Here is a 19,978-nt window from a genome sequence, read left to right as displayed (position 1 = left end):
CGCCATTCACGCCATCAGGGCGGGTAACTGCCGATTCAGCGCCAGCTTTTCCATGACGGCGGTGCCGGTCAGGGCATAGCCCAGCAGGTTGCCCTCGGCGTCGCGGCACAGCAGCTTGAGGTCGGCGCCCTGCCCTTCGACCTGCCAGTCGCCCTCGCGGCCGGCCGGCACGGGCGAGACCACCAGGGGGCAGGCGGGTGTCTTGACGGTGATCGGCATCGGTCCGTAGGCGACCGCTACCGGGGCACCGGTCAGGGTCTGCGCCAAGGCGCGGGCACAGCCCATCAGCGGCATCACGTACAACAGGTTGATGCCGTCGACCTCGGCGCAGTCGCCAAGGGCGAAGATGTTGGCGTGCGAGGTGCGCAGCTCGCGATCGACCACCACCCCGCGGTTGACCTGCAGGCCGGCAGCGGCGGCGAGGTCGGTGCGTGGGCGCAGGCCGATGGCCGAGACCACCAGGTCACAGGCGATCACGCTGCCGTCCGACAGGTGCGCCTCGAGGCCCTCGGCGGCGTGCTGCAGGCGGGTCAGCACCGGCCCGAGGTGAAAACGCACGCCCAGCCCTTCCAGGCCGGCCTGCACGGCGCCAGCGGCGGCGGGATGGAGCAGGGTCGGCATGACCTGCTCGCACGGCGCCACGACGTCGACCTCGAAGGCGCCCAGGCGCATGTCGTTGGCGAACTCACAGCCGATCAGCCCGGCGCCGAGGATCAGCACCCGCTGCTTGCCGGCCGCCGCCGCGCGAAAGCGCGCATAGTCCTCGAGGTCGTTGATCGGGAAGATCAGCGCGCTGGCATCGCCCTCGACCGGCACCTGCACGGTCTGCGCCCCCCAGGCCAGGATCAGGTCGCGATAGGCCACCGCCTCTTCGCCGATCCACAGGCGCTTGTGGCCGGGGTCGATGCCACTGATGCGCGTGTGGGTGCGGACCTCGGCCTTGAGCTGCACGGCCATGGCGCCGGGTTCGGCCATGCACAGGCCGTCGGCGTCCTTGGCTTTGGCGAAGCCGGTGGAGAGCATGGGCTTGGAGTACGAGCGACCGTCGTCGGCGGTGATCAGCAACAGTGGGGTTTCACTGTCGAGCTTGCGGAACTCGCGGGCCAGGTTGTAGCCGGCCAGGCCGGTACCGATGATCACCACAGGGGACGTCATGTCGTGCTTCCTCACTTGAACAGGGTTGTGATCAGCCGATGGCGATCATTTCGAAATCCATCTTGCCGACGCCGCAGTCCGGGCACAGCCAGTCTGCCGGGACATCTTCCCAGCGGGTGCCGGCGGCGATGCCGTCGTCCGGCCAGCCCTCGGCCTCGTCATAGATCAGGCCACAGACAATACATTGCCACTTCTTCATCAGGGTTCCTCTTATGGGTTTGAGGCTTCAACGGTCATCACGCGGGGCTTTTTACTGGCCCTGCCTGCAGTATGCAAGCAGCGCGGGCAACATGCTAAGCTCGCCGCCTCTCTGGCTGTAACAAGCATACCGACGTGTCGTACGAATCCCCGCAAGCAGCCGCTGTCGCGTGGCTGCCGTATTCACAGCTGGCGACCCCGCTCGCCCAGCCTACCCTCGACTGGCTGTTCGACGAGGGTTCGCTGACCCGCCGCCTGACCCGCCTGTCCCAGGATCACTTCTCCGTCACCCCGCTGTTCGAGGGCTGGCAGGCCCTGCGCGACGACGAATGCCTGGCCCTGGGCCTCGCGCCCGGCGCCCAGGGCTGGGTGCGCGAAGTCTACCTGCGTGGCCACGGCCAGCCCTGGGTGTTCGCCCGCAGCGTGGCCGGGCGCAGCGCCCTGGAGCGCGGCGGGCTGGACCTGGAGACGCTGGGCAGCCGCTCGCTGGGCGAGTTGCTGTTCTGTGACCAGGCGTTTATCCGCCACCCGCTCGAAGTGTGCACCTATCCACCGGCCTGGCTGCCCGCCGAGGCCGCCGCTGACGGGCTCTGGGGGCGGCGCTCACGCTTCGAGCGCGATGGCCTCGACCTGCTCGTGGCCGAGGTGTTCCTGCCCGCCCTGTGGCAAGCGGCCAAGGAGGAAACCCGCTGATGTACCTGCAACTGCTCAAGTCGCTCAACCGCCTGCACCCGCGCGCCTGGGACTTCGTCCAGCTGAGCCGGATGGACCGCCCCATCGGTATCTACCTGCTGCTGTGGCCGACCCTGTCGGCGGTGTGGATTGCCGCCCAGGGCTCGCCCAGTGTGGCCAATGTGCTGATCTTCGGCCTTGGCGTGGTGCTGATGCGCGCCGCCGGTTGCTGCATCAACGACTTCGCCGACCGCAAGGTCGATGGCCACGTCAAGCGCACCGCCGACCGGCCGCTGGCCAGCGGCCGGATCAAACCGCGCGAGGCGCTGCTGCTGTTCGCGATCCTGGTCGGGGTGAGCTTCCTGCTGGTGCTGTGCACCAATGCGCAGACCGTGTGGCTGTCGTTCGGCGCGGTGGCCCTGGCGTCGTGCTACCCGTTCATGAAGCGCTACACCTACTACCCGCAGGTGGTGCTCGGCGCCGCCTATTCGTGGGGCATCCCCATGGCCTTTACCGCTGCCGGCGCTGAACTGCCAGCGAGCGCCTGGCTGCTGTACATCGCCAACCTGCTGTGGACGGTGGGTTACGACACCTACTACGCGATGGTCGACCGTGACGACGATCTGAAGATCGGGGTGAAATCCACGGCGATCCTGTTTGGCGAGTCCGACCGGACGATCATCCTGACCCTGCAGATGCTCTCGCTGGGCTGCCTGCTGCTGGCAGGCAACCAATTCCAGCTGGGCGGGTGGTTCCACCTGGGCTTGCTGGGGGCGGCGCTGTGCTTTGCGTGGGAGTACTGGTCGACGCGCAAGCTGGACCGCGATGCGTGCTTCAAGGCGTTTCTGCACAACCACTGGGCGGGGCTGCTGGTGTTCATCGGCGTGCTGCTCGACTACGCGCTGCGCTGAAACCCGGGGCCGCCTGGCGGCCCCGGTGATCGTTAAGGCTTGGCGACGTGCCAGACGTCTTTCATGCCATCACCCGTGGTCTCCCCGGCCTTCTTGTCCTTGACGAAGGTGTACAGCGGCTTGCCATCATAGGCCCACTGCATGCTGCCATCGTCGCGGGTCACGTGGGTCCACTTGCCTTTCGCCGCCTCATCGTCGGCCTTGACCATCAACGGCGGCCAGTTTTTCGCACAGTCGCCGTTGCACATCGATTTGCCGCCAGCATCCTTGTCGAACGTGTACAGCGTCATGCCGTCATGATCGACCCACATGCCATCCTTCTCCATGGCATGGTGGGCGGATGCCACTCCCGGCAGCGCCAGCACAGCGAAAAGGGCCATCCAGTTCAGCGTTTTTCGTGTCATTGGAGTTCACCGTTTTAGTTCGGGCGTGGGATCTAAAGCCTAGCTCAGTCAACGATAGTTGCCGCTTCAGCCCACGACATGTCACACGACTGCAATAATTCCGTTATCTAATGCGGGCCAAGACACCGTATCCAGGAGAGGTTTTGAGCATGGTTGGCAGGAACATTCTGATCGTCGACGACGAAGCACCGATTCGCGAGATGATCGCCGTTGCGTTGGAAATGGCCGGCTACGACTGCCTGGAAGCGGAGAACTCGCAGCAGGCCCACGCCATCATCGTCGACCGCAAGCCGGACCTGATCCTGCTCGACTGGATGCTCCCGGGCACCTCCGGGATCGAGCTGGCGCGCCGCCTCAAGCGTGATGAGCTGACCGGCGACATCCCGATCATCATGCTCACCGCCAAGGGTGAAGAGGACAACAAGATCCAGGGCCTGGAAGTCGGCGCCGACGACTACATCACCAAGCCGTTCTCGCCGCGCGAGCTGGTGGCCCGGCTCAAGGCCGTGCTGCGCCGCACCGGGCCGAGCGACACCGAAGCGCCGATCGAAGTCGGCGGCCTGCTGCTCGACCCGATCAGCCACCGCGTGACCATCGACGGCAAGCCGGCCGAGATGGGCCCTACCGAATACCGCCTGCTGCAGTTCTTCATGACCCACCAGGAGCGCGCCTACACCCGTGGCCAGCTGCTCGACCAGGTCTGGGGCGGCAACGTCTACGTCGAGGAGCGCACCGTCGACGTGCACATCCGTCGTCTGCGCAAAGCCTTGGGTGAAGCCTACGAAAATCTGGTACAAACCGTCCGCGGAACCGGCTATCGCTTCTCGACCAAGAGCTGATCGAAGCCCCAGCCCCTGGATGTGTGCTGTACAAGGATTGTGTTAATTGAACCAGAATTGGCATGCGACCCTGATTCGCCACCTGCTGCTGCTGATCAGCGTCTGCCTGGTCGGCGGGCTGGTGTCAGGCTATTACGGCTGGAGCCTGGCCATCGGCCTGGCGCTCTACCTGGGTTGGACCCTCAAGCAGTTGCTGCGCCTGCACGACTGGCTGCGCCACCATCAACCCGATGAAGCACCACCCGATGGCTACGGCCTGTGGGGCGAGGTGTTCGACAGCATCTACCACCTGCAACGCCGCGACCAGCGCGTGCGCGGCCGCCTGCAGGCGGTGATCGACCGGGTGCAGGAGTCCACCGCCGCCCTGCGCGATGCGGTGATCATGCTCGACAGCGATGGCAACCTGGAATGGTGGAACCGCGCCGCCGAGACCCTGCTGGGCTTCAAGACCCCGCAGGACGGCGGCCAGCAGGTCACCAACCTGGTCCGCCACCCGCGCTTCAAGGAATACTTCGAGGCCGAGAACTACCTCGAGCCGCTGGAGATCCCCTCGCCGATCAACGACCGCATGCGGGTCCAGTTGCACATCACCCGCTACGGCAACAACGAGCACCTGATGCTGGTGCGCGACGTCACCCGCATTCACCAGCTCGAGCAGATGCGCAAGGACTTCATCGCCAACGTCTCGCACGAGCTGCGCACGCCGCTGACGGTGATCGCCGGCTACCTGGAGACCCTGCTCGACAACGTCGAGGACGTGAACCCACGCTGGACCCGCGCACTGCAGCAGATGAGCCAGCAAGGGTCGCGCATGCAGACCCTGCTCAACGACCTGCTGCTGCTGGCCAAGCTCGAGGCCACCGACTACCCGTCGGACAATCAGCCGGTGTCGATCGACGCCCTGCTCAGCGCGATCAAGGGCGATGCCCAGGCGCTGTCCGGGCCGCGCAAGCAGCGCATCAGCCTGGAGTCGACGCCCGGCATCTCGCTCAAGGGCAGTGAGTCTGAGCTGCGCAGCGCGTTCTCCAACCTGGTGTTCAACGCGGTGAAGTACACCCAGGACGAAGGCAACATTCGCATCCGCTGGTGGGCCGACGAGCAAGGCGCGCACCTGTCGGTGCAGGATTCGGGGATGGGCATCGACGCCAAGCACCTGCCGCGGCTGACCGAGCGCTTCTATCGGGTCGACTCCAGTCGCAACTCCAACACCGGTGGCACCGGCCTGGGCCTGGCGATCGTCAAGCATGTGCTGCTGCGCCACCGCGGCCGGCTGGAGATCAGCAGCGTACCGGGGCACGGCAGCACCTTTACCTGCCATTTTGCGCCGAGCCAGGTGGTCATGGGCAAGGTCTGAGATCGACCGGGGCTGCTTGGCGGCCCTTTGCTTTTGTGGGCCCAGCCGTTACATTGGCTGTCCGTGCCAGCGTCTGCTGGCACTTCTTTTTTATCCTTTTCGAAGACGGACCCCGTAAAACCCCATCATGGACCCTTCCCCTGGTATCAGCTTCACCTCCCTGTTTGCCGACTTCGGCATGATTCTCTTTGCGCTGTTCCTGGTCTTGCTCAACGGCTTTTTCGTTGCCGCCGAGTTTGCCATGGTCAAACTGCGCTCGACCCGCGTCGAGTCGATTGCCGAACAGCACGGCTGGCGCGGCAGCATCCTGCGCAAGGTGCACAACCAGCTCGACGCCTACCTGTCGGCCTGCCAGCTGGGTATCACCCTGGCCTCGCTGGGCCTGGGCTGGGTCGGTGAACCGGCCTTCGCTCACCTGCTCGAGCCGCTGCTGGCCTACTTCGGCGTCGACAGCCCGGAACTGATCAAGGGCGTCTCGTTCTTTGTCGCGTTCTTCGTCATCTCGTACCTGCACATCGTTGTCGGCGAGCTGGCACCCAAGTCCTGGGCGATCCGCAAACCCGAGCTGCTGTCGCTGTGGACGGCGGTGCCGCTGTACATCTTCTACTGGGCGATGTACCCGGCCATCTACCTGCTCAACGCCAGCGCCAACACCATCCTGCGTATCGCCGGGCAAGGTGAACCTGGCCCGCACCACGAGCACCATTACAGCCGCGAAGAACTGAAGCTGATCCTGCACTCCAGCCGTGGCCAGGACCCCAGCGACCAAGGCATGCGCGTACTGGCCTCGGCGGTGGAGATGGGCGAGCTGGAGGTGGTCGACTGGGCCAACTCGCGCGAGGACATGATCAGCCTCGACGCCAAGGCGCCGCTCAAGGAAGTGCTGGCGATGTTCCGCCGGCACAAGTTCAGCCGCTACCCGGTATACGACGCCGAGCGCGAGGAGTTCACCGGGCTGCTGCACATCAAGGACCTGCTGCTGGAGCTGGCCGACCTCGACCACATCCCCGGCGTCATCGACCTGGAAGACCTGTGCCGGCCGCTGGAGCGGGTTTCCCGGCACATGCCACTGTCGCAGCTGCTCGAGCAGTTCCGCAAGGGCGGCGCGCACTTCGTGCTGGTCGAGGAAGCCGATGGCAAGGTGATCGGCTACCTGACCATGGAAGACGTGCTGGAAGTGCTGGTCGGCGATATCCAGGACGAACACCGCAAGACCGAACGCGGCATCCTCGCCTACCAGCCGGGCAAACTGCTGGTACGCGGTGATACACCGCTGTTCAAGGTCGAGCGCCTGCTCGGTGTCGACCTCGACCATATCGAGGCGGAAACCCTTGCCGGGCTGGTCTACGAGACGCTCAAGCGGGTGCCTGAGGAAGAGGAACTGCTGGAGGTCGATGGCCTGCGGATCATCATCAAGAAGATGAAAGGGCCGAAGATCGTCCTGGCCAAGGTGCTGAAACTGGATTGAGCCATTGGGGCCGCTTCGCGGCCCCAGGTTTTCAAGGGTTGCCCGCCGTGAAATCGGGCAGCCCGCCCAATGGCTTGTCGAACTGATACGGGATCGACTCCAGCGCCAGACCGACGTTGCGCTGCACCACGAAATGCAGGTGCGGCCCGCTGCTGTTGCCGGTATTCCCCGACTTCGCCAGCAGCCCCCCCTGCAGCACCCGCTGCCCCTCGCGCACGGTCACCGAGCCACGCTGCAAGTGCAGGTACACACCCATGGTGCCGTCCGGGTGGAGGATCCGCACGAAGTTGCCTGAAGGGTTATTGCCGCGCCCGCTCTGGCTGTTCTCGGTCTTGACTACCACCCCGCCCCGCGCAGCAACGATCGGCGTGCCCTCAGGCATGGCGATGTCCATGGCATAGCGGCCCTTGGCGCCGAAATGGCTGAAGCGCCCGTTCGGCCCTTGGCTCAGGCGGAACGGCCCACCGCGCCACGGGAACGGATAGCGAAACGCCTGGGGTCGCTGGGTCGGGTTGCCCATGGCGTACTCGAGCTTGGTCTGGTAACCCAATTGAGCGCCCGGCTGGGCCATGACCACGGTCAGCACCTGAGTCGAGCGTGGCGGCAGCACCTTGCGCACGATGCGCGGCGCATTGCTGCCCAGGGCGTTGCTCAGGCGGTTCAAGCGCAGCTCGACCTCGACCGGGGCAAACAGCGTGTTGCGCGCCACGAAGCGCACGCCGCCGGCAACCGTCTCGGCATTGAGCTGTACCTGCTCGTCCAGTCGCTCGACCATGGCGTCGCGCAGCACCAGCGGCTTGGCGCCCGCGCTGGGGCGATCGGAATAGGACACCACGCCGAAGGCGTCGGTGGTCTTGTACAGGGTCACGCCCAGGCTCGACGCCGAGGCCGTGAGCAAGACACAGAACAGCAGCAGGCGGCTGGGCATGATAGTGGCTTTTTGACAGGTGCGATCTGTCCAAGCCTAGCAGCAGGATCTGCAGGGGGTAGGTGCAGCTGGTCGGCTTTGTTGGGTCAGGGCCGGCCCTTTCGCGGGGCAAGCCCGCTCCCACAGAGTGCCTGCAATGCCCGAATTCTGAGTCCAACACCAATCCTATGGGAGCGGGCTTGCCCCGCGAAAGGGCCAGCCCTGCCAGCGCTTACGCGCCGGGGGTGAAGTGCTTCTGCGCGGTACCGCGGGCAATCAGTCGCGACAGGTAGTCGAGCTTCTGCGCGTCCTGGTCGACGAACTTGAAGGTCAGTTGCAGCCAGTCGCTGTCAGGCTTTGGCTCCATCGCCGCCACGGCATGCAGGTAGCCATTCAAGCGGGCCACCTCGGCGTTCTCGCCCTGCTCCAGGTCGAGCACCGCGCCTTCCAGCACCTGCGGCAGGTTGGCGCTACGGCGCACCACCAGCAGCGCTTCCTTGAGGCTCAACGCCTTGATCACGCACGCCTGCGAGCCGCTCGCCAAACGCAGCTGGCCCTGGCCACGCCCGGTCGGCGCAGCCGTCGCTGCGGGCTTGGCCGCCGGGGCATTGATCAGCGGCTTGGCCGCCGTCAGCGCTGCTGCGGGCGCTACCTTGGCCGCCTCAGGACGGCCACCGGTCAGGGCGCTCAGCGAGTCGTTGGCAAACGCCGAGTTGACCCGTGCCTGCCCACCCGCCATCAGGCTGTCGAGCTTGCCGATCTTGCTCAGCGACTTCTTCACCTTGGTCAGCAACTGCTCGTTGGTGAACGGCTTGCCGACGAAATCGGACACCCCGGCCTGAATCGCCTGGATGACGTTTTCCTTGTCGCCACGGCTGGTCACCATGATGAACTGCAGGGCTTTCATCTCAGGCTGCTGGCGGCACCAGGTGAGCAACTCGAGCCCGGACATCTCCGGCATCTCCCAGTCGCACAGGACCAGGTCGAACGGCTCCTTGGTCAACATGGCCATGGCCTTGCGACCGTTGACCGCGTCTTCGATGACCATGCCGGGGAAGGCATTGCGCAGGCATTTCTTTACCAGGTCGCGGATGAACGGGGCGTCATCCACAACCAGTACATTGACTTTACTCATCAACACTCCTCTTGATCCCGACTAGCATACCGCTGACTGATGGCCATTTGCCAAGCACTGGTCACGCCGGGACTGCCTACACTGTTCGCGGGTGCCTACTGGCTGCTCGACCGCAAACGAAAACGCCCGGCACTAGGCCGGGCGTTCATGCTCGGGAGCAATCCTATTTATCGTCCGATTCGGCCGAAACATTAGCGCTATCGCCCTCGCGACCGGCCGTCCCTTCGACTTCCGCCTTCATCCGCTTGAGGCCCATGTGGCGCACGTCGGTGCCCCGCACCAGGTAGATCACCAGCTCGGAGATGTTGCGGGCGTGGTCGCCGATACGCTCCAGCGAACGCAGCGCCCAGATCACGCTGAGCACCCGCGAGATCGAGCGCGGGTCTTCCATCATGTAGGTGACCAGCTCGCGCAGGGCGGTCTTGTACTCGCGGTCGATGGTCTTGTCGTACTGGGCCACCGACAGGGCCAGGTCGGCGTCGAAGCGGGCAAAGGCGTCCAGCGCGTCGCGGACCATGTTGCGCACCTGGTCGCCGATATGGCGCACTTCGACGTAGCCGCGCGGCGACTCGCCTTCTTCGCAGAGCTGGATGGCGCGACGGGCGATCTTGGTCGACTCGTCACCGATGCGCTCGAGGTCGATCACCGACTTGGAGATGCTGATGATCAGGCGCAGGTCGGAGGCCGCCGGCTGGCGACGGGCGAGGATGCGCACGCATTCCTCGTCGATGTTGCGCTCCATCTGGTTGATCTGTTCGTCGACTTCACGCACCTGCTGGGCCAGGCCCGAGTCGGCCTCGATCAGCGCGGTGACGGCGTCGTTGACTTGCTTCTCGACCAGGCCGCCCATCGCCAGGAGGTGGCTGCGAACCTCCTCCAGCTCGGCATTGAACTGCTGGGAGATGTGATGGGTAAGGCTTTCTTTGTTGATCATGCTTTCGCTCCGCGAAGAAGCTTCAGGTGGCAAGCTTCAAGCTTCAAGTTGTTCGTGTCGTTCCGGGCTTCACGCTCGCCGCTTTCTTGCAGCTTGAAACTTCAAGCTTGCGGCTGCTGCTAGCCGTAGCGACCGGTGATGTAGTCTTCGGTCTGCTTCTTCGACGGGTTGGTGAACAGTGTATCGGTATCACCGAATTCGATCAGTTTGCCCATGTACATGAACGCGGTGTAGTCGGAGACGCGCGCCGCCTGCTGCATGTTGTGGGTAACGATGACGATGGTGTACTTGGATTTCAGTTCGTAGATCAGCTCTTCGACCTTCAACGTCGAGATCGGGTCGAGTGCCGAGCACGGCTCATCGAGCAGCAGCACTTCAGGCTCGACGGCGATGGTCCGGGCAATCACCAGACGTTGCTGCTGACCGCCGGACAGGCCCAGCGCCGACTCGTGCAGGCGGTCCTTGACCTCCTCCCACAGGGCCGCGCCCTTGAGGGCCCACTCAACGGCCTCGTCGAGGGTGCGCTTCTTGTTGATGCCCTGGATGCGCAGGCCGTAGACGACGTTCTCGTAGATGGTCTTGGGGAACGGGTTGGGCTTCTGGAACACCATGCCGACCCGGCGACGCAGCTCGGCGACGTCTTCGCCCTTGCGGTAGATGTTGTTGCCGTAGAGGTTGATCGCGCCGTCGACACGGCAGCCATCGACCAGGTCGTTCATGCGGTTGAACGTGCGCAGCAGGGTCGACTTGCCGCAGCCGGACGGGCCGATGAAGGCGGTCACGCGCTGCTTGGGGATGTTCATGCTGACGTCGAACAGCGCCTGCTTGTCACCGTAGTAGAGGGACAGGCCAGGCACTTCGATGGCCACGGTTTCTTCGGCCAGGCGCAGGCCCTGCTTGTCGCGACCCAGGGCCGACATGTCGATGCCGTGGGTGTGGGATTCTTGCTGCATGGTCAACTCCATACGCTATCAATTCGTTTCAAAGGGCCGCCCGGTGGGTGGGCGGCACGCTTGCAGATCAGGATCAGTGGTCCAGCGCCTTGTACTTCTCGCGCAGGTGGTTACGCATCCACACCGCGGACAGGTTGAGCGTGGCGATCACCAGCACCAGCAGCAATGCGGTGGCATACACCAGCGGCCGCGCGGCCTCGACGTTGGGGCTCTGGAAGCCGACGTCGTAGATGTGGAAGCCCAGGTGCATGATCTTCTGGTCCAGGTGCAGGTAAGGGTAGTTACCGTCCACCGGCAGCGACGGCGCCAGCTTCACCACACCGACCAGCATCAAGGGTGCCACTTCACCGGCGGCACGGGCCACGGCGAGGATCATCCCGGTCATCATCGCCGGGCTGGCCATGGGCAGGACGATCTTCCACAGGGTCTCGGCCTTGGTCGCACCAAGGGCCAGCGAGCCCTCGCGCACGGTCCGCGGGATCCGCGCCAGGCCCTCTTCGGTGGCCACGATCACTACCGGCACCGCCAGCAGCGCCAGGGTCAGCGAGGCCCACAGCAGGCCCGGAGTACCCAGGGTCGGCGCCGGCAGGGCTTCAGGGAAGAACAGGCGGTCGATCGAGCCACCCAGCACATAGACGAAGAAGCCCAGGCCGAACACGCCGTAGACGATCGCCGGTACACCCGCCAGGTTGTTCACGGCGATGCGGATCAAGCGCGTCACCGGGCCCTGGCGTGCGTATTCCCGCAGGTACACCGCCGCCAGCACGCCGAACGGGGTGACGATCACGGCCATGATCAGGGTCATCATCACGGTCCCGAAGATCGCCGGGAAGATGCCGCCCTCGGTGTTCGCCTCGCGCGGGTCATCACTGAGGAACTCCCACACCTTGGCGAAGTAGGTGCCCAGCTTGGTGACCGTGCCCATGCCGTTCGGCTGGTAGGCGTGGACCACCTTGTCGAGGTTGATCTCGACTTCGCGGCCGTTGCCATCGCGGGCCACCAGGCTGTCGCGGCTGAAGTCGGCGTGCAATGCGCCAAGGCGGTCTTCGATGGCCTTGTAGCGGTTGTTCAGCTCGGCGCGCTCGGACTCCATGTCGGCTTGAGCGGCGGCGTCCAGCTTGCCGTGCAGCTCAAGCTTGCGGCTTTGCAGGCGCAGGCGCTCCAGGCCATGGTTGATCGCACCGATGTCTTTCTTCTCGAGCGACTGCAGCTCGCCGGCCAGCTGGCTGGCGCGCTTGAGACGCGCCTGCAGCTCGCCCCAGGCCGCCTGGCCTTCGGCGACGACCTTGCCGTCTTGCTTGACGCTGACCAGGTAGCCGTAGAAGTTGCCCCACTCGCGACGCTCGAGGGCGATCAGTTCGGCGGGGGTGGTCTGATCCACCAGCCAGTCGCCGACCACCCAGGTGAAGTCGCTGCCGTTGAGGTCGCGGTTACCGACCTTGACCAGCTCGCGGGTCATGAACTCCGGGCCGTCGTCAGGCACCGGCAGGCCGGCGCCCTTCAGGCGTGCCAGCGGCACCTGTTCCTTTTGTACCACTTCACCGATGACCACATGGTCGGCCTGGCCAGGCACCTTGTAGGTGGCCTGGATCAGGTCGGCTGGCCAGAAGTGGCCGAGGCCACGCACGGCGATCACCGCCAGCAGGCCCACGGTCATGATCACGGCGATGGCGACGGCGCCACCGCTGATCCACACACCCGGAGCGCCGCTCTTGAACCAGCCTTTGAGGGAATCCTTTTTCACGGATCTCTACCTTTCTATCAAAGCGACGAGTATTTCTTGCGCAGACGCTGACGAATCAGCTCGGCCAGGGTGTTCATCACGAAGGTGAACATCAGCAGTACCAGCGCGGCGAGGAACAGCACGCGGTAGTGGCTGCCGCCGACTTCCGACTCGGGCATCTCCACCGCGACGTTGGCGGCCAGGGTACGCATGCCTTCGAACAGGTTCATTTCCATGACCGGGGTGTTGCCGGTGGCCATCAGCACGATCATGGTCTCGCCCACCGCACGGCCCATGCCGATCATCAGCGCCGAGAAGATCCCCGGGCTGGCGGTCAGGATGACCACGCGGGTCAGGGTCTGCCACGGCGTCGCACCCAGGGCCAGCGAGCCCAGGGTGAGGCTGCGCGGCACGCTGAACACGGCGTCTTCGGCAATCGAGTAGATGTTCGGGATCACCGCGAAGCCCATGGCGATACCGACGACCAGAGCGTTGCGCTGGTCGTAGGTGATGCCCAGGTCGTTGCTGATCCACAGGCGCATGTCGCCACCGAAGAACCAGGTTTCGAGGAACGGGCTCATGGACAGGGCAGCCCAGCCGGTGAACAGGATCACCGGGATCAGGATCGCCGCTTCCCAGCCATCCGGCACCCGCAGGCGCAGGGACTCAGGCAGGCGGCTCCAGCCGAAGCCGGCCACCAGGATGCCGATCGGCATCAGCAGGAACAGGCTGAACACACCCGGCAGGTGGCCTTCCAGGTACGGCGCCAGGAACAGGCCGGCGAAGAAGCCGAGGATCACCGTCGGCATCGCTTCCATCAGCTCGATCACCGGCTTGACCTTGCGGCGCATGCCCGGGGCCATGAAGTAGGCGGTGTAGATCGCGGCAGCGATGGCCAGCGGCGCCGCCAGGATCATCGCGTAGAACGCGGCCTTGAGGGTACCGAAGGTCAGCGGCGAGAGGCTCAGCTTGGGCTCGAAGTCGGTGTTCGAGGCGGTCGACTGCCAGACATACTTCGGCTCGTCGTAGTTCTCGTACCAGACCTTGCTCCACAACGCGCTCCAGGACACTTCCGGGTGCGGGTTCTTCAGGCTCAGTGGCAGCAGCTTGCCGCCTTCCTCGATGATGATGCGGTTGGCGCGTGGCGACAGGGCGAGGATGCCCGCGCCTTCGGCGGCCGGCTCGACCAGCAGGGTGCGGTGCGCGGTGCTGTGGAACACCCCCAGCTGGCCGGCGCTGTCCAGGGCGATGAAGCCCTTGCGGCGTTCTTCGGCGTCGATCTGCACCACCGGTGCCGCGCCCATCTGGAAGCTGCGGATCAGTTTGAAGCGTTGCTCCCCATCCGGGTCGCGGGCCATGAACCACTGGCTCAGGCCGCCTTTGGAGTCACCGAAGATCAGCGAGATACCGCCCACCAGCTGGGCGCTGGCGGTGATTTCCGACTGGCCGTCGTCGAGCAGCTTGTAGCGACCGTTGAGGCTCTTGTCGCGCAGGCTGAACACGTCGGCCTGGGCGCGCCCGTTGATCACGTACAGCCATTGCTGGCGCGGGTCGATGAAGATGGCTTTGACCGGCTCGGTCATCTGCGGCAGGTCGATGGTCTTCTGCTCGCTGGTGACCTCGCCGGTCATCATGTTTTCTTCGCGGGTCAGCTGGCTGACCAGCAGTTGCGAACCGTGCGAGCCGGCGACCGTCAGGGTCTCGCCATTGACGTTGACGCTGACGTGCTCGAGCGCGCGGCCCTGGGGATCGAGGGCGAACGGCGCCTGGCCATACGGGAAGTCGATGCCAGGGGTGATGGTCTTCTGGTTGTCCGGGTAGGTGACCTTGTAGGTGTGGTTGAACACCATCGCCTGGCCGTTGGACAGGCCCAGCACGATCAGCGGGCTGCCCGGCTGGTCGCTACCGATCGAGGTCACCTGGGTGCCGGCCGGCACGGGCAGCTCGACGCGTTTCAGCTCGGCACCGGTCTTGGTGTCGAAGAACAGCGCCTGGCCCTTGTCGGACACACGCATGCCCACCAGATTCTGCTCTTCAAGGGCGATCATCAGCGGCTTGCCGGCATCCTGCTGCAGCCAGGTCGGCTCCAGGGCCTTCTTGCTGGTCAGTTCGGCGCCCTGGAACAGCGGCAACACTACATAGGCCAGGTAGAAGAAGATCAGGGTAATCGCCGCCAAAACGGCAAGCCCGCCCACCAGTACATACCAGCGGGTCAGGCGGTCCTTGAACGCACGCATCTTGCGCTTGCGCTGCAACTCGGGCGTATTGAAATCAATCCGCACCGGGGGAGAATTTTGGGTCATGGTGGAGTTGGCCAGATCATTCATGCGCACACCCTAGCGGTCCCGTATGACAGAAACATGACAGTGCATTGACGCAAAAAAGCCCGCCGCACAGATGACCTGGCTTCGGACTGGGAATGTGTGCGAAGGCTGGCCCTGTGGCCAGCCTTCGCCGGGGTCCTACTTACTTCTTGGCAACGTTGGCGTTGTGATCCAGACCCAGGTCAGCCAGGGCCTTGTCGACTACCTTCTTCGGCAGCGGGATGTAACCATCCTTGACCACGACCTGCTGGCCGGCTTGCGACAGGACCAGCTTGATGAACTCGGCGTCCAGCGGGGCCAGCGGCTTGTTCGGCGCCTTGTTGACGTAGACGTAGAGGAAGCGCGACAGCGGGTACTTGCCGTTCAGGGCGTTTTCTTCGTTGTCTTCGATGAACTCGGTGCTGCCTTTCTTGGCCAGGGGTACGGTCTTGACGCTGGCGGTCTTGTAACCGATACCCGAGTAGCCGATACCGTTCAGCGAGCTGCTGATCGACTGCACGACCGAAGCCGAGCCTGGCTGTTCGTTGACGTTAGGCTTGAAGTCGCCTTTGCACAGGGCTTCTTCCTTGAAGTAGCCGTAGGTGCCGGACACCGAGTTGCGGCCGAACAGCTGCACTGGCTTGTTGGCCAGGTCGCCGGTCACACCCAGGTCACCCCAGGTTTTCACGTCGGCCTTGGCGCCGCACAGGCGAGTCGAAGAGAAGACCGCATCGACCTGTTCCATGGTCAGGCCTTTGATCGGGTTGTCCTTGTGCACGAACACGGCCAGGGCGTCGACCGCGACCGGGATGGCGGTTGGCTTGTAGCCGTACTTCTGCTCGAAGGCCTGCAGCTCGACGTCCTTCATCTTGCGGCTCATCGGGCCGAGGTTGGCGGTGCCTTCGGTCAGTGCAGGTGGCGCGGTGGAGGAGCCGGCCGCCTGGATCTGGATGTTTACGTTCGGATATTCCTTCTTGTAGGCCTCGGCCCACAGAGTCATCAGGTTGGCGAGGGTGTCCGAACCGACGCTGGAGAGGTTGCCCGATACACCGGTGGTCTTGGTGTAGGTCGGGATTGCTGGGTCGACAGCGGCTACCGCATTGGCGGTTGCAACGCCAGCGGCGGCGAAGGTGAGGGCCGCCATCAAACGCTTCAGTTTCATGCCTTGCTCCTAGCAGGAATATTGGGGGTGTTGGATGGAACGGGCCCAAGTATCTGCAGGCCGCATGAACACGATATGACCCCAATGTGACAATTGGATGAAAGGCCATCACCGCTCAGGCGGGATGGCCTTTTCAAGATGTTCGACGAAGGCCCGCAATTGCGGGCCTTCAGAGCCTGCTCAGCGCTTCTTGGCCAACAGGTAGAGGCCTACCAGCAGACCGACCGTGCACAACACCGCCACATAATAGGCCGGCGCCATCGGGCTGATCTTCAGCAGCGCGGTGACCACCATCGGCGTCAGCCCGCCAAAGATCGCGTAGGCCACATTATAGGAGAACGACAGGCCGCTGAAGCGCACCGGCGCCGGGAACGCCTTGACCATCACGTACGGCACCGCGCCGATCACGCCGACACACAGGCCGGTGATGGCGTAGAGCGGGAACAGCAGGTCGGGACGGGTCGGCAGGCTGTGGTAGAAGGTCCACGAGGTTGCCAGCAGCGCCAGGCTGCCGATCACCAGCACGCGCCCGGCGCCAAACCGGTCGGCCAGGCTGCCGGAGCCGATGCAGCCGAGGCTGAGCAGGACGATCGCCAGGCTGTTGGCCTTCAGCGAGTCGGTCGGGCTGATGTGATAGATGCTCTGCAGCAGCGCCGGGGTCATCAGGATCACCACCACGATGCCGGCCGACAGCAGCCAGGTCAGCAGCATCGACAGGACGATCGCCCCGCGGTGATCACGCAGTACCGCCGCCAGCGGCAGCTCTTCGGCCAGGGCCTTGCGCTGCTGCATCTCGGCGAATACCGGGGTCTCGTGCAGCCAGCGGCGCAGGTACACCGAGAACAGGCCGAACACGCCGCCCAGCAGGAACGGGATGCGCCAGGCGTAGTCGGCGACTTCGTCCGAGGTATAAAGGGTGTTGATCAGGGTCGCCACCAGCGAGCCGAGCAGGATCCCGGCGGTCAGCCCCGCCGTCAGGGTGCCGCAGGCGTAGCCGGTGTTGCGCGCCGGTACGTGCTCGGAGACGAACACCCAGGCGCCAGGCACTTCGCCACCGATGGCCGCGCCCTGGATGACCCGCATCAGCAGCAGCAGGATCGGCGCCCACAGGCCGATCTGCGCATAGGTGGGCAGCAGGCCCATGATCAGCGTCGGCAAGGCCATCATGAAGATGCTCAGGGTGAACATCTTCTTGCGCCCGAGCAGGTCACCGAAGTGGGCCATGACGATGCCGCCCAGCGGCCGCGCCAGGTAGCCGGCGGCAAAGATGCCGAAGGTCTGCATCAGGCGCAGCCATTCAGGCATGTCCGGGGGGAAGAACAGCTTGCCGACGACCGTGGCGAAGAACACGAAGATGATGAAGTCGTAGAACTCCAGCGCACCGCCCAGGGCGGACAGCGAGAGCGTCTTGTAGTCACTGCGGGTCAGCGGCCGCGAGGGCTGCTCGATACTGCTGGGCACGGAGGTCATCGGTTATCTCTTGTAGGTCGTGCAGGCCGCTTGGGGCGCGGCTTCTGGATGGGGAAACAGCGAAGATAACAAATTGCCACGCCGTGCTCATAGCGATACAAAAACCCTACAGATATTCATCAATGCACGGTCGTCGCTGGCTGTGAGGCTCTATATACTGCCCCTTCGTGGGAAAAGGTTGCTTCCCTTGTGGGATGTTGTGCGAAAACGCCGGTCTTTATGTCAGGCGGTTTCGCAGAGTTTCCCTTTGGCCGCCCTCTAGAGCGAAATCAGCGTAGTATGATTTTGGCTGAATCGTTTTCACGGCGTCCTTGATTGCGCCCACCAACGAAGCGTCACGGGTCAGAGGCCCCACGGCATGATTGAGCTCGAACAAGAAGATCCTATCCCGCAGGGCGACCTGGCCCTGCAGATTACGGCGTTACCCCGTGAAACCAACGGCTTTGGCGACATCTTTGGCGGCTGGCTGGTCGCCCAGATGGACCTCGCCGGCACTGCCATGGCCAGCCGCGTCGCGGGCGGCCGGGTGGCCACCGTGGCGATCGACCGCATGGCCTTCCTGGTGCCGGTGGCGGTGGGTGCGCAGCTGTCGTTCTATACCCAGACCCTGGAGATCGGCCGCAGCTCGATCCAGATGATGGTCGAGGTGTGGAGCGATGATCCGTTGTCCAGCGAATGGCGCAAGGTCACCGAGGCGGTGTTCGTCTTCGTCGCCATCGATGGCAGTGGCCGTACCCGCTCCGTGCCTCGTCGCTGAGGCCGGCTGGCGGTAAACTCGTTGCAAGGCACAAGGTCCAAGCCCTGACGTGCAATCAACGAGACAAGCGTATGGCTAACTTCAAGGTCGACACCGAGCTCCACGGCGAGCTCAACTGCTGGCGCATCAGCAGCGCCCATGCCGAACTGCTGATCGCCCAGCAGGGCGCGCAGATCCTCAGCTACCAGCGCATCGGCGAGCCGCCGTTGCTGTGGCTGAGCGACCAGGCGATCTTCCGCCCGGGTAAATCGGTGCGTGCCGGCGTACCGGTCTGCTGGCCGTGGTTTGGCAACTTGCAGCGCAACCCCCAATCTGTACAAAAAATGTACAAGGCTGACCAGGCCCCTGCGCATGGGCTGGCGCGTGGCCGTGACTGGCAACTGCGCGGGGTCGAAGAGATCGCCGGCGCGCTGCGCATCGAGTTCGAACTGCCCGAGGCCCAGGGTGACCTGCCGGGCTGGCCGCACGAGGTCGAGTTGAAGCTGCTCATCGAACTGGGTGAGCAGCTCACGGTGACCCTGACCAGCTACAACCTGGGCAGCGATACCGTCACCATTAGCCAGGCCCTGCACAGCTACTTCGCGGTCAGCGACGTGCGCCAGGCGCGGGTCGAGGGTGTCGAGGGGCTGGGCTATATCGAGACCCTGGCCGACTGGGAGCAACGCGAACAGGCAGGCGCGCTGGCGTTTGCCGGTGAGACTGACCGGATTTACCTGGATACGCCGGAGCAGTTGAGCATCGTCGATCCGCAGTGGCAGCGGCGAATTACCTTGCGCAGCAGCGGCTCGCGTTCGGCAGTGATCTGGAACCCCTGGACCGAGCGGGCCAAGGAATTGCCGGACATGGCCGATGATGGCTGGCAGCGCATGCTGTGCATCGAGACGGCGAATGTGTGGGATGACGTGGTCGAGCTCAAGCCGGGGGCGAGCCATGAGCTGAGCGTGGTGATCGGCAGCGAGACGCTCTAGGCCTTCAGCGCCTCTGCCGGCCTCTTCGCGGGTAAACCCGCTCCTACAAGGGTCGGCAGCGCTGCATGACCCTGTGGGAGCGGGCTTGCCCCGCGAAGAGGCCGGCAGAGACAACCTCAGAGGTCGGCGTCTTCCACCACCCTCACCTGCCCCGCATCCAGCGCATACGCCGCATCGGCCAGGTCATTGCTGACCTTCTCCACCTTCAACGTGCCGCTGACCCACAGCGGCGTGTAGATGTCGTCGATCTTCAAGCCCTTCGGATAACGCACCAGCACCAGCTGGTTCGGCGGCGGCGGCGGCACGTGGATGCAGGCGCCTGGGTACGGCACCAGGAAAAACAGCGTGCTGTTGCCCTTGGCGTCGCTTTCCAGCGGCACCGGATAGCCACCCAGGCGGATCTGCTTGCCGTTCATCGCCGCCACGGTCTTGGTCGAGTACATCACCGCCGGCAAGCCCTTGCTCTGCTTGAGGCCGCCCTTGTCGGTAAAGGTACCGTTGGCTTCGGGCGAGTCGTGGTCGATTTCAGGCATCTGCTCCAAGGCCTTCTGGTCCGACGCGGGCATCAGCGCCAGCCAGTCGGTTTCGGGCAGCTCGGCATGGGCCAGGGCACTGGCCAGCAGCAGGGGAAGGAGAAACAACGCACGCATGAGAACGCTCGGCAA

General features: G+C 64.4%; 19 protein-coding genes. 7 read left to right on the top strand and 12 right to left on the bottom strand.

All coding sequences use genetic code 11. From position 1 onward, the window contains the following. Positions 1–6: 6 nt before the first annotated feature. Together CCOS865_RS01070 and CCOS865_RS01065 are read right to left on the bottom strand one after the other, a co-directional pair. A complete protein-coding gene (locus CCOS865_RS01070; RefSeq protein ID WP_119137146.1) occupies positions 7–1,155 on the bottom strand; it encodes an NAD(P)/FAD-dependent oxidoreductase in 1,149 nt (382 codons plus the stop codon). Positions 1,156–1,186: 31 nt separating this feature from the next. Beyond that, complete coding sequence (locus tag CCOS865_RS01065) at positions 1,187–1,354, bottom strand: rubredoxin (RefSeq protein WP_119137145.1); 168 nt, start codon at positions 1,352–1,354, stop codon at positions 1,187–1,189. Between the two features lie 134 nt (positions 1,355–1,488). On the opposite strand from CCOS865_RS01065, the gene CCOS865_RS01060 reads away from it, so the two are divergent. Continuing rightward, complete coding sequence (locus CCOS865_RS01060; protein WP_119137144.1) at positions 1,489–2,046, top strand: chorismate--pyruvate lyase family protein; 558 nt, start codon at positions 1,489–1,491, stop codon at positions 2,044–2,046. Further along, positions 2,046–2,936, top strand: coding sequence for a 4-hydroxybenzoate octaprenyltransferase (gene ubiA, locus CCOS865_RS01055; RefSeq protein WP_119137143.1), 891 nt, complete (start codon positions 2,046–2,048; stop codon positions 2,934–2,936). The genes CCOS865_RS01060 and ubiA overlap by 1 nt, the downstream gene beginning before the upstream one ends. Before the next feature lie 32 nt (positions 2,937–2,968). Here the strand turns inward: ubiA and CCOS865_RS01050 are convergent, their stop codons facing one another. After that, positions 2,969–3,340: a COG4315 family predicted lipoprotein gene (locus CCOS865_RS01050; protein ID WP_119137142.1), complete on the bottom strand. Its 372-nt coding sequence runs from the start codon at positions 3,338–3,340 to the stop codon at positions 2,969–2,971. 149 nt (positions 3,341–3,489) lie between these two features. Here CCOS865_RS01050 and phoB point away from each other — a divergent pair, with 149 nt between their 5' ends. The 3 genes from phoB to CCOS865_RS01035 all read left to right on the top strand — a co-directional run bounded on the left by phoB (position 3,490) and on the right by CCOS865_RS01035 (position 7,001). Further along, positions 3,490–4,179 carry a phosphate regulon transcriptional regulator PhoB gene (gene phoB / locus CCOS865_RS01045; protein WP_008091627.1) on the top strand — a complete coding sequence of 230 codons (690 nt, stop codon included), beginning with the start codon at positions 3,490–3,492 and terminating at the stop codon, positions 4,177–4,179. 46 nt (positions 4,180–4,225) lie between these two features. After that, positions 4,226–5,533: a phosphate regulon sensor histidine kinase PhoR gene (phoR, locus tag CCOS865_RS01040; RefSeq protein WP_119137141.1), complete on the top strand. Its 1,308-nt coding sequence runs from the start codon at positions 4,226–4,228 to the stop codon at positions 5,531–5,533. Positions 5,534–5,660: 127 nt separating this feature from the next. Beyond that, the gene (locus tag CCOS865_RS01035; RefSeq protein WP_119137140.1) at positions 5,661–7,001 is read left to right on the top strand and encodes a hemolysin family protein; all 1,341 of its coding nucleotides are present in this window, start codon (positions 5,661–5,663) and stop codon (positions 6,999–7,001) included. A 31-nt stretch (positions 7,002–7,032) separates the two neighbouring features. On the opposite strand, the gene CCOS865_RS01030 is transcribed toward CCOS865_RS01035, so the two are convergent. From CCOS865_RS01030 to CCOS865_RS00995, 8 genes are all read right to left on the bottom strand, one after another. Continuing rightward, entirely contained in the window at positions 7,033–7,929 is an 897-nt protein-coding gene (locus CCOS865_RS01030; protein WP_119137139.1) for a peptidoglycan DD-metalloendopeptidase family protein, read from the bottom strand. A 211-nt stretch (positions 7,930–8,140) separates the two neighbouring features. After that, on the bottom strand, positions 8,141–9,043 hold the full coding sequence (locus tag CCOS865_RS01025) for a response regulator (protein WP_119137138.1): 903 nt from the start codon (positions 9,041–9,043) through the stop codon (positions 8,141–8,143). Between the two features lie 163 nt (positions 9,044–9,206). After that, entirely contained in the window at positions 9,207–9,977 is a 771-nt protein-coding gene (phoU, locus tag CCOS865_RS01020) for a phosphate signaling complex protein PhoU (protein WP_119137137.1), read from the bottom strand. Between the two features lie 119 nt (positions 9,978–10,096). After that, positions 10,097–10,930: a phosphate ABC transporter ATP-binding protein PstB gene (gene pstB, locus CCOS865_RS01015; RefSeq protein ID WP_119137801.1), complete on the bottom strand. Its 834-nt coding sequence runs from the start codon at positions 10,928–10,930 to the stop codon at positions 10,097–10,099. Positions 10,931–11,003: 73 nt separating this feature from the next. After that, positions 11,004–12,674, bottom strand: coding sequence for a phosphate ABC transporter permease PstA (gene pstA / locus CCOS865_RS01010; protein WP_119137136.1), 1,671 nt, complete (start codon positions 12,672–12,674; stop codon positions 11,004–11,006). 17 nt (positions 12,675–12,691) lie between these two features. Further along, the gene (locus CCOS865_RS01005) at positions 12,692–14,980 is read right to left on the bottom strand and encodes an ABC transporter permease subunit (protein WP_119137135.1); all 2,289 of its coding nucleotides are present in this window, start codon (positions 14,978–14,980) and stop codon (positions 12,692–12,694) included. Positions 14,981–15,119: 139 nt separating this feature from the next. Then, the gene (locus CCOS865_RS01000; protein ID WP_119137134.1) at positions 15,120–16,118 is read right to left on the bottom strand and encodes a phosphate ABC transporter substrate-binding protein PstS; all 999 of its coding nucleotides are present in this window, start codon (positions 16,116–16,118) and stop codon (positions 15,120–15,122) included. 180 nt (positions 16,119–16,298) lie between these two features. Next, a complete protein-coding gene (locus CCOS865_RS00995; RefSeq protein ID WP_119137133.1) occupies positions 16,299–17,588 on the bottom strand; it encodes an MFS transporter in 1,290 nt (429 codons plus the stop codon). A 358-nt stretch (positions 17,589–17,946) separates the two neighbouring features. Between CCOS865_RS00995 and CCOS865_RS00990 the strand changes: the two genes are divergently transcribed. After that, positions 17,947–18,345: an acyl-CoA thioesterase gene (locus CCOS865_RS00990; protein WP_003253317.1), complete on the top strand. Its 399-nt coding sequence runs from the start codon at positions 17,947–17,949 to the stop codon at positions 18,343–18,345. A 71-nt stretch (positions 18,346–18,416) separates the two neighbouring features. After that, positions 18,417–19,313 (top strand): D-hexose-6-phosphate mutarotase, encoded by an 897-nt coding sequence (locus CCOS865_RS00985; RefSeq protein ID WP_119137132.1) that lies wholly within the window; start codon positions 18,417–18,419, stop codon positions 19,311–19,313. Positions 19,314–19,429: 116 nt separating this feature from the next. On the opposite strand, the gene CCOS865_RS00980 is transcribed toward CCOS865_RS00985, so the two are convergent. Then, a complete protein-coding gene (locus tag CCOS865_RS00980) occupies positions 19,430–19,963 on the bottom strand; it encodes a DUF3299 domain-containing protein (RefSeq protein WP_167468994.1) in 534 nt (177 codons plus the stop codon). Positions 19,964–19,978 lie beyond the last annotated feature (15 nt).

The organism is Pseudomonas reidholzensis (assembly GCF_900536025.1).
In the GTDB taxonomy this organism is placed as follows: domain Bacteria; phylum Pseudomonadota; class Gammaproteobacteria; order Pseudomonadales; family Pseudomonadaceae; genus Aquipseudomonas; species Aquipseudomonas reidholzensis.
Note: the sequence above shows the minus strand (reverse complement) of the source record. Positions and strands in the feature narration are given on the sequence as shown.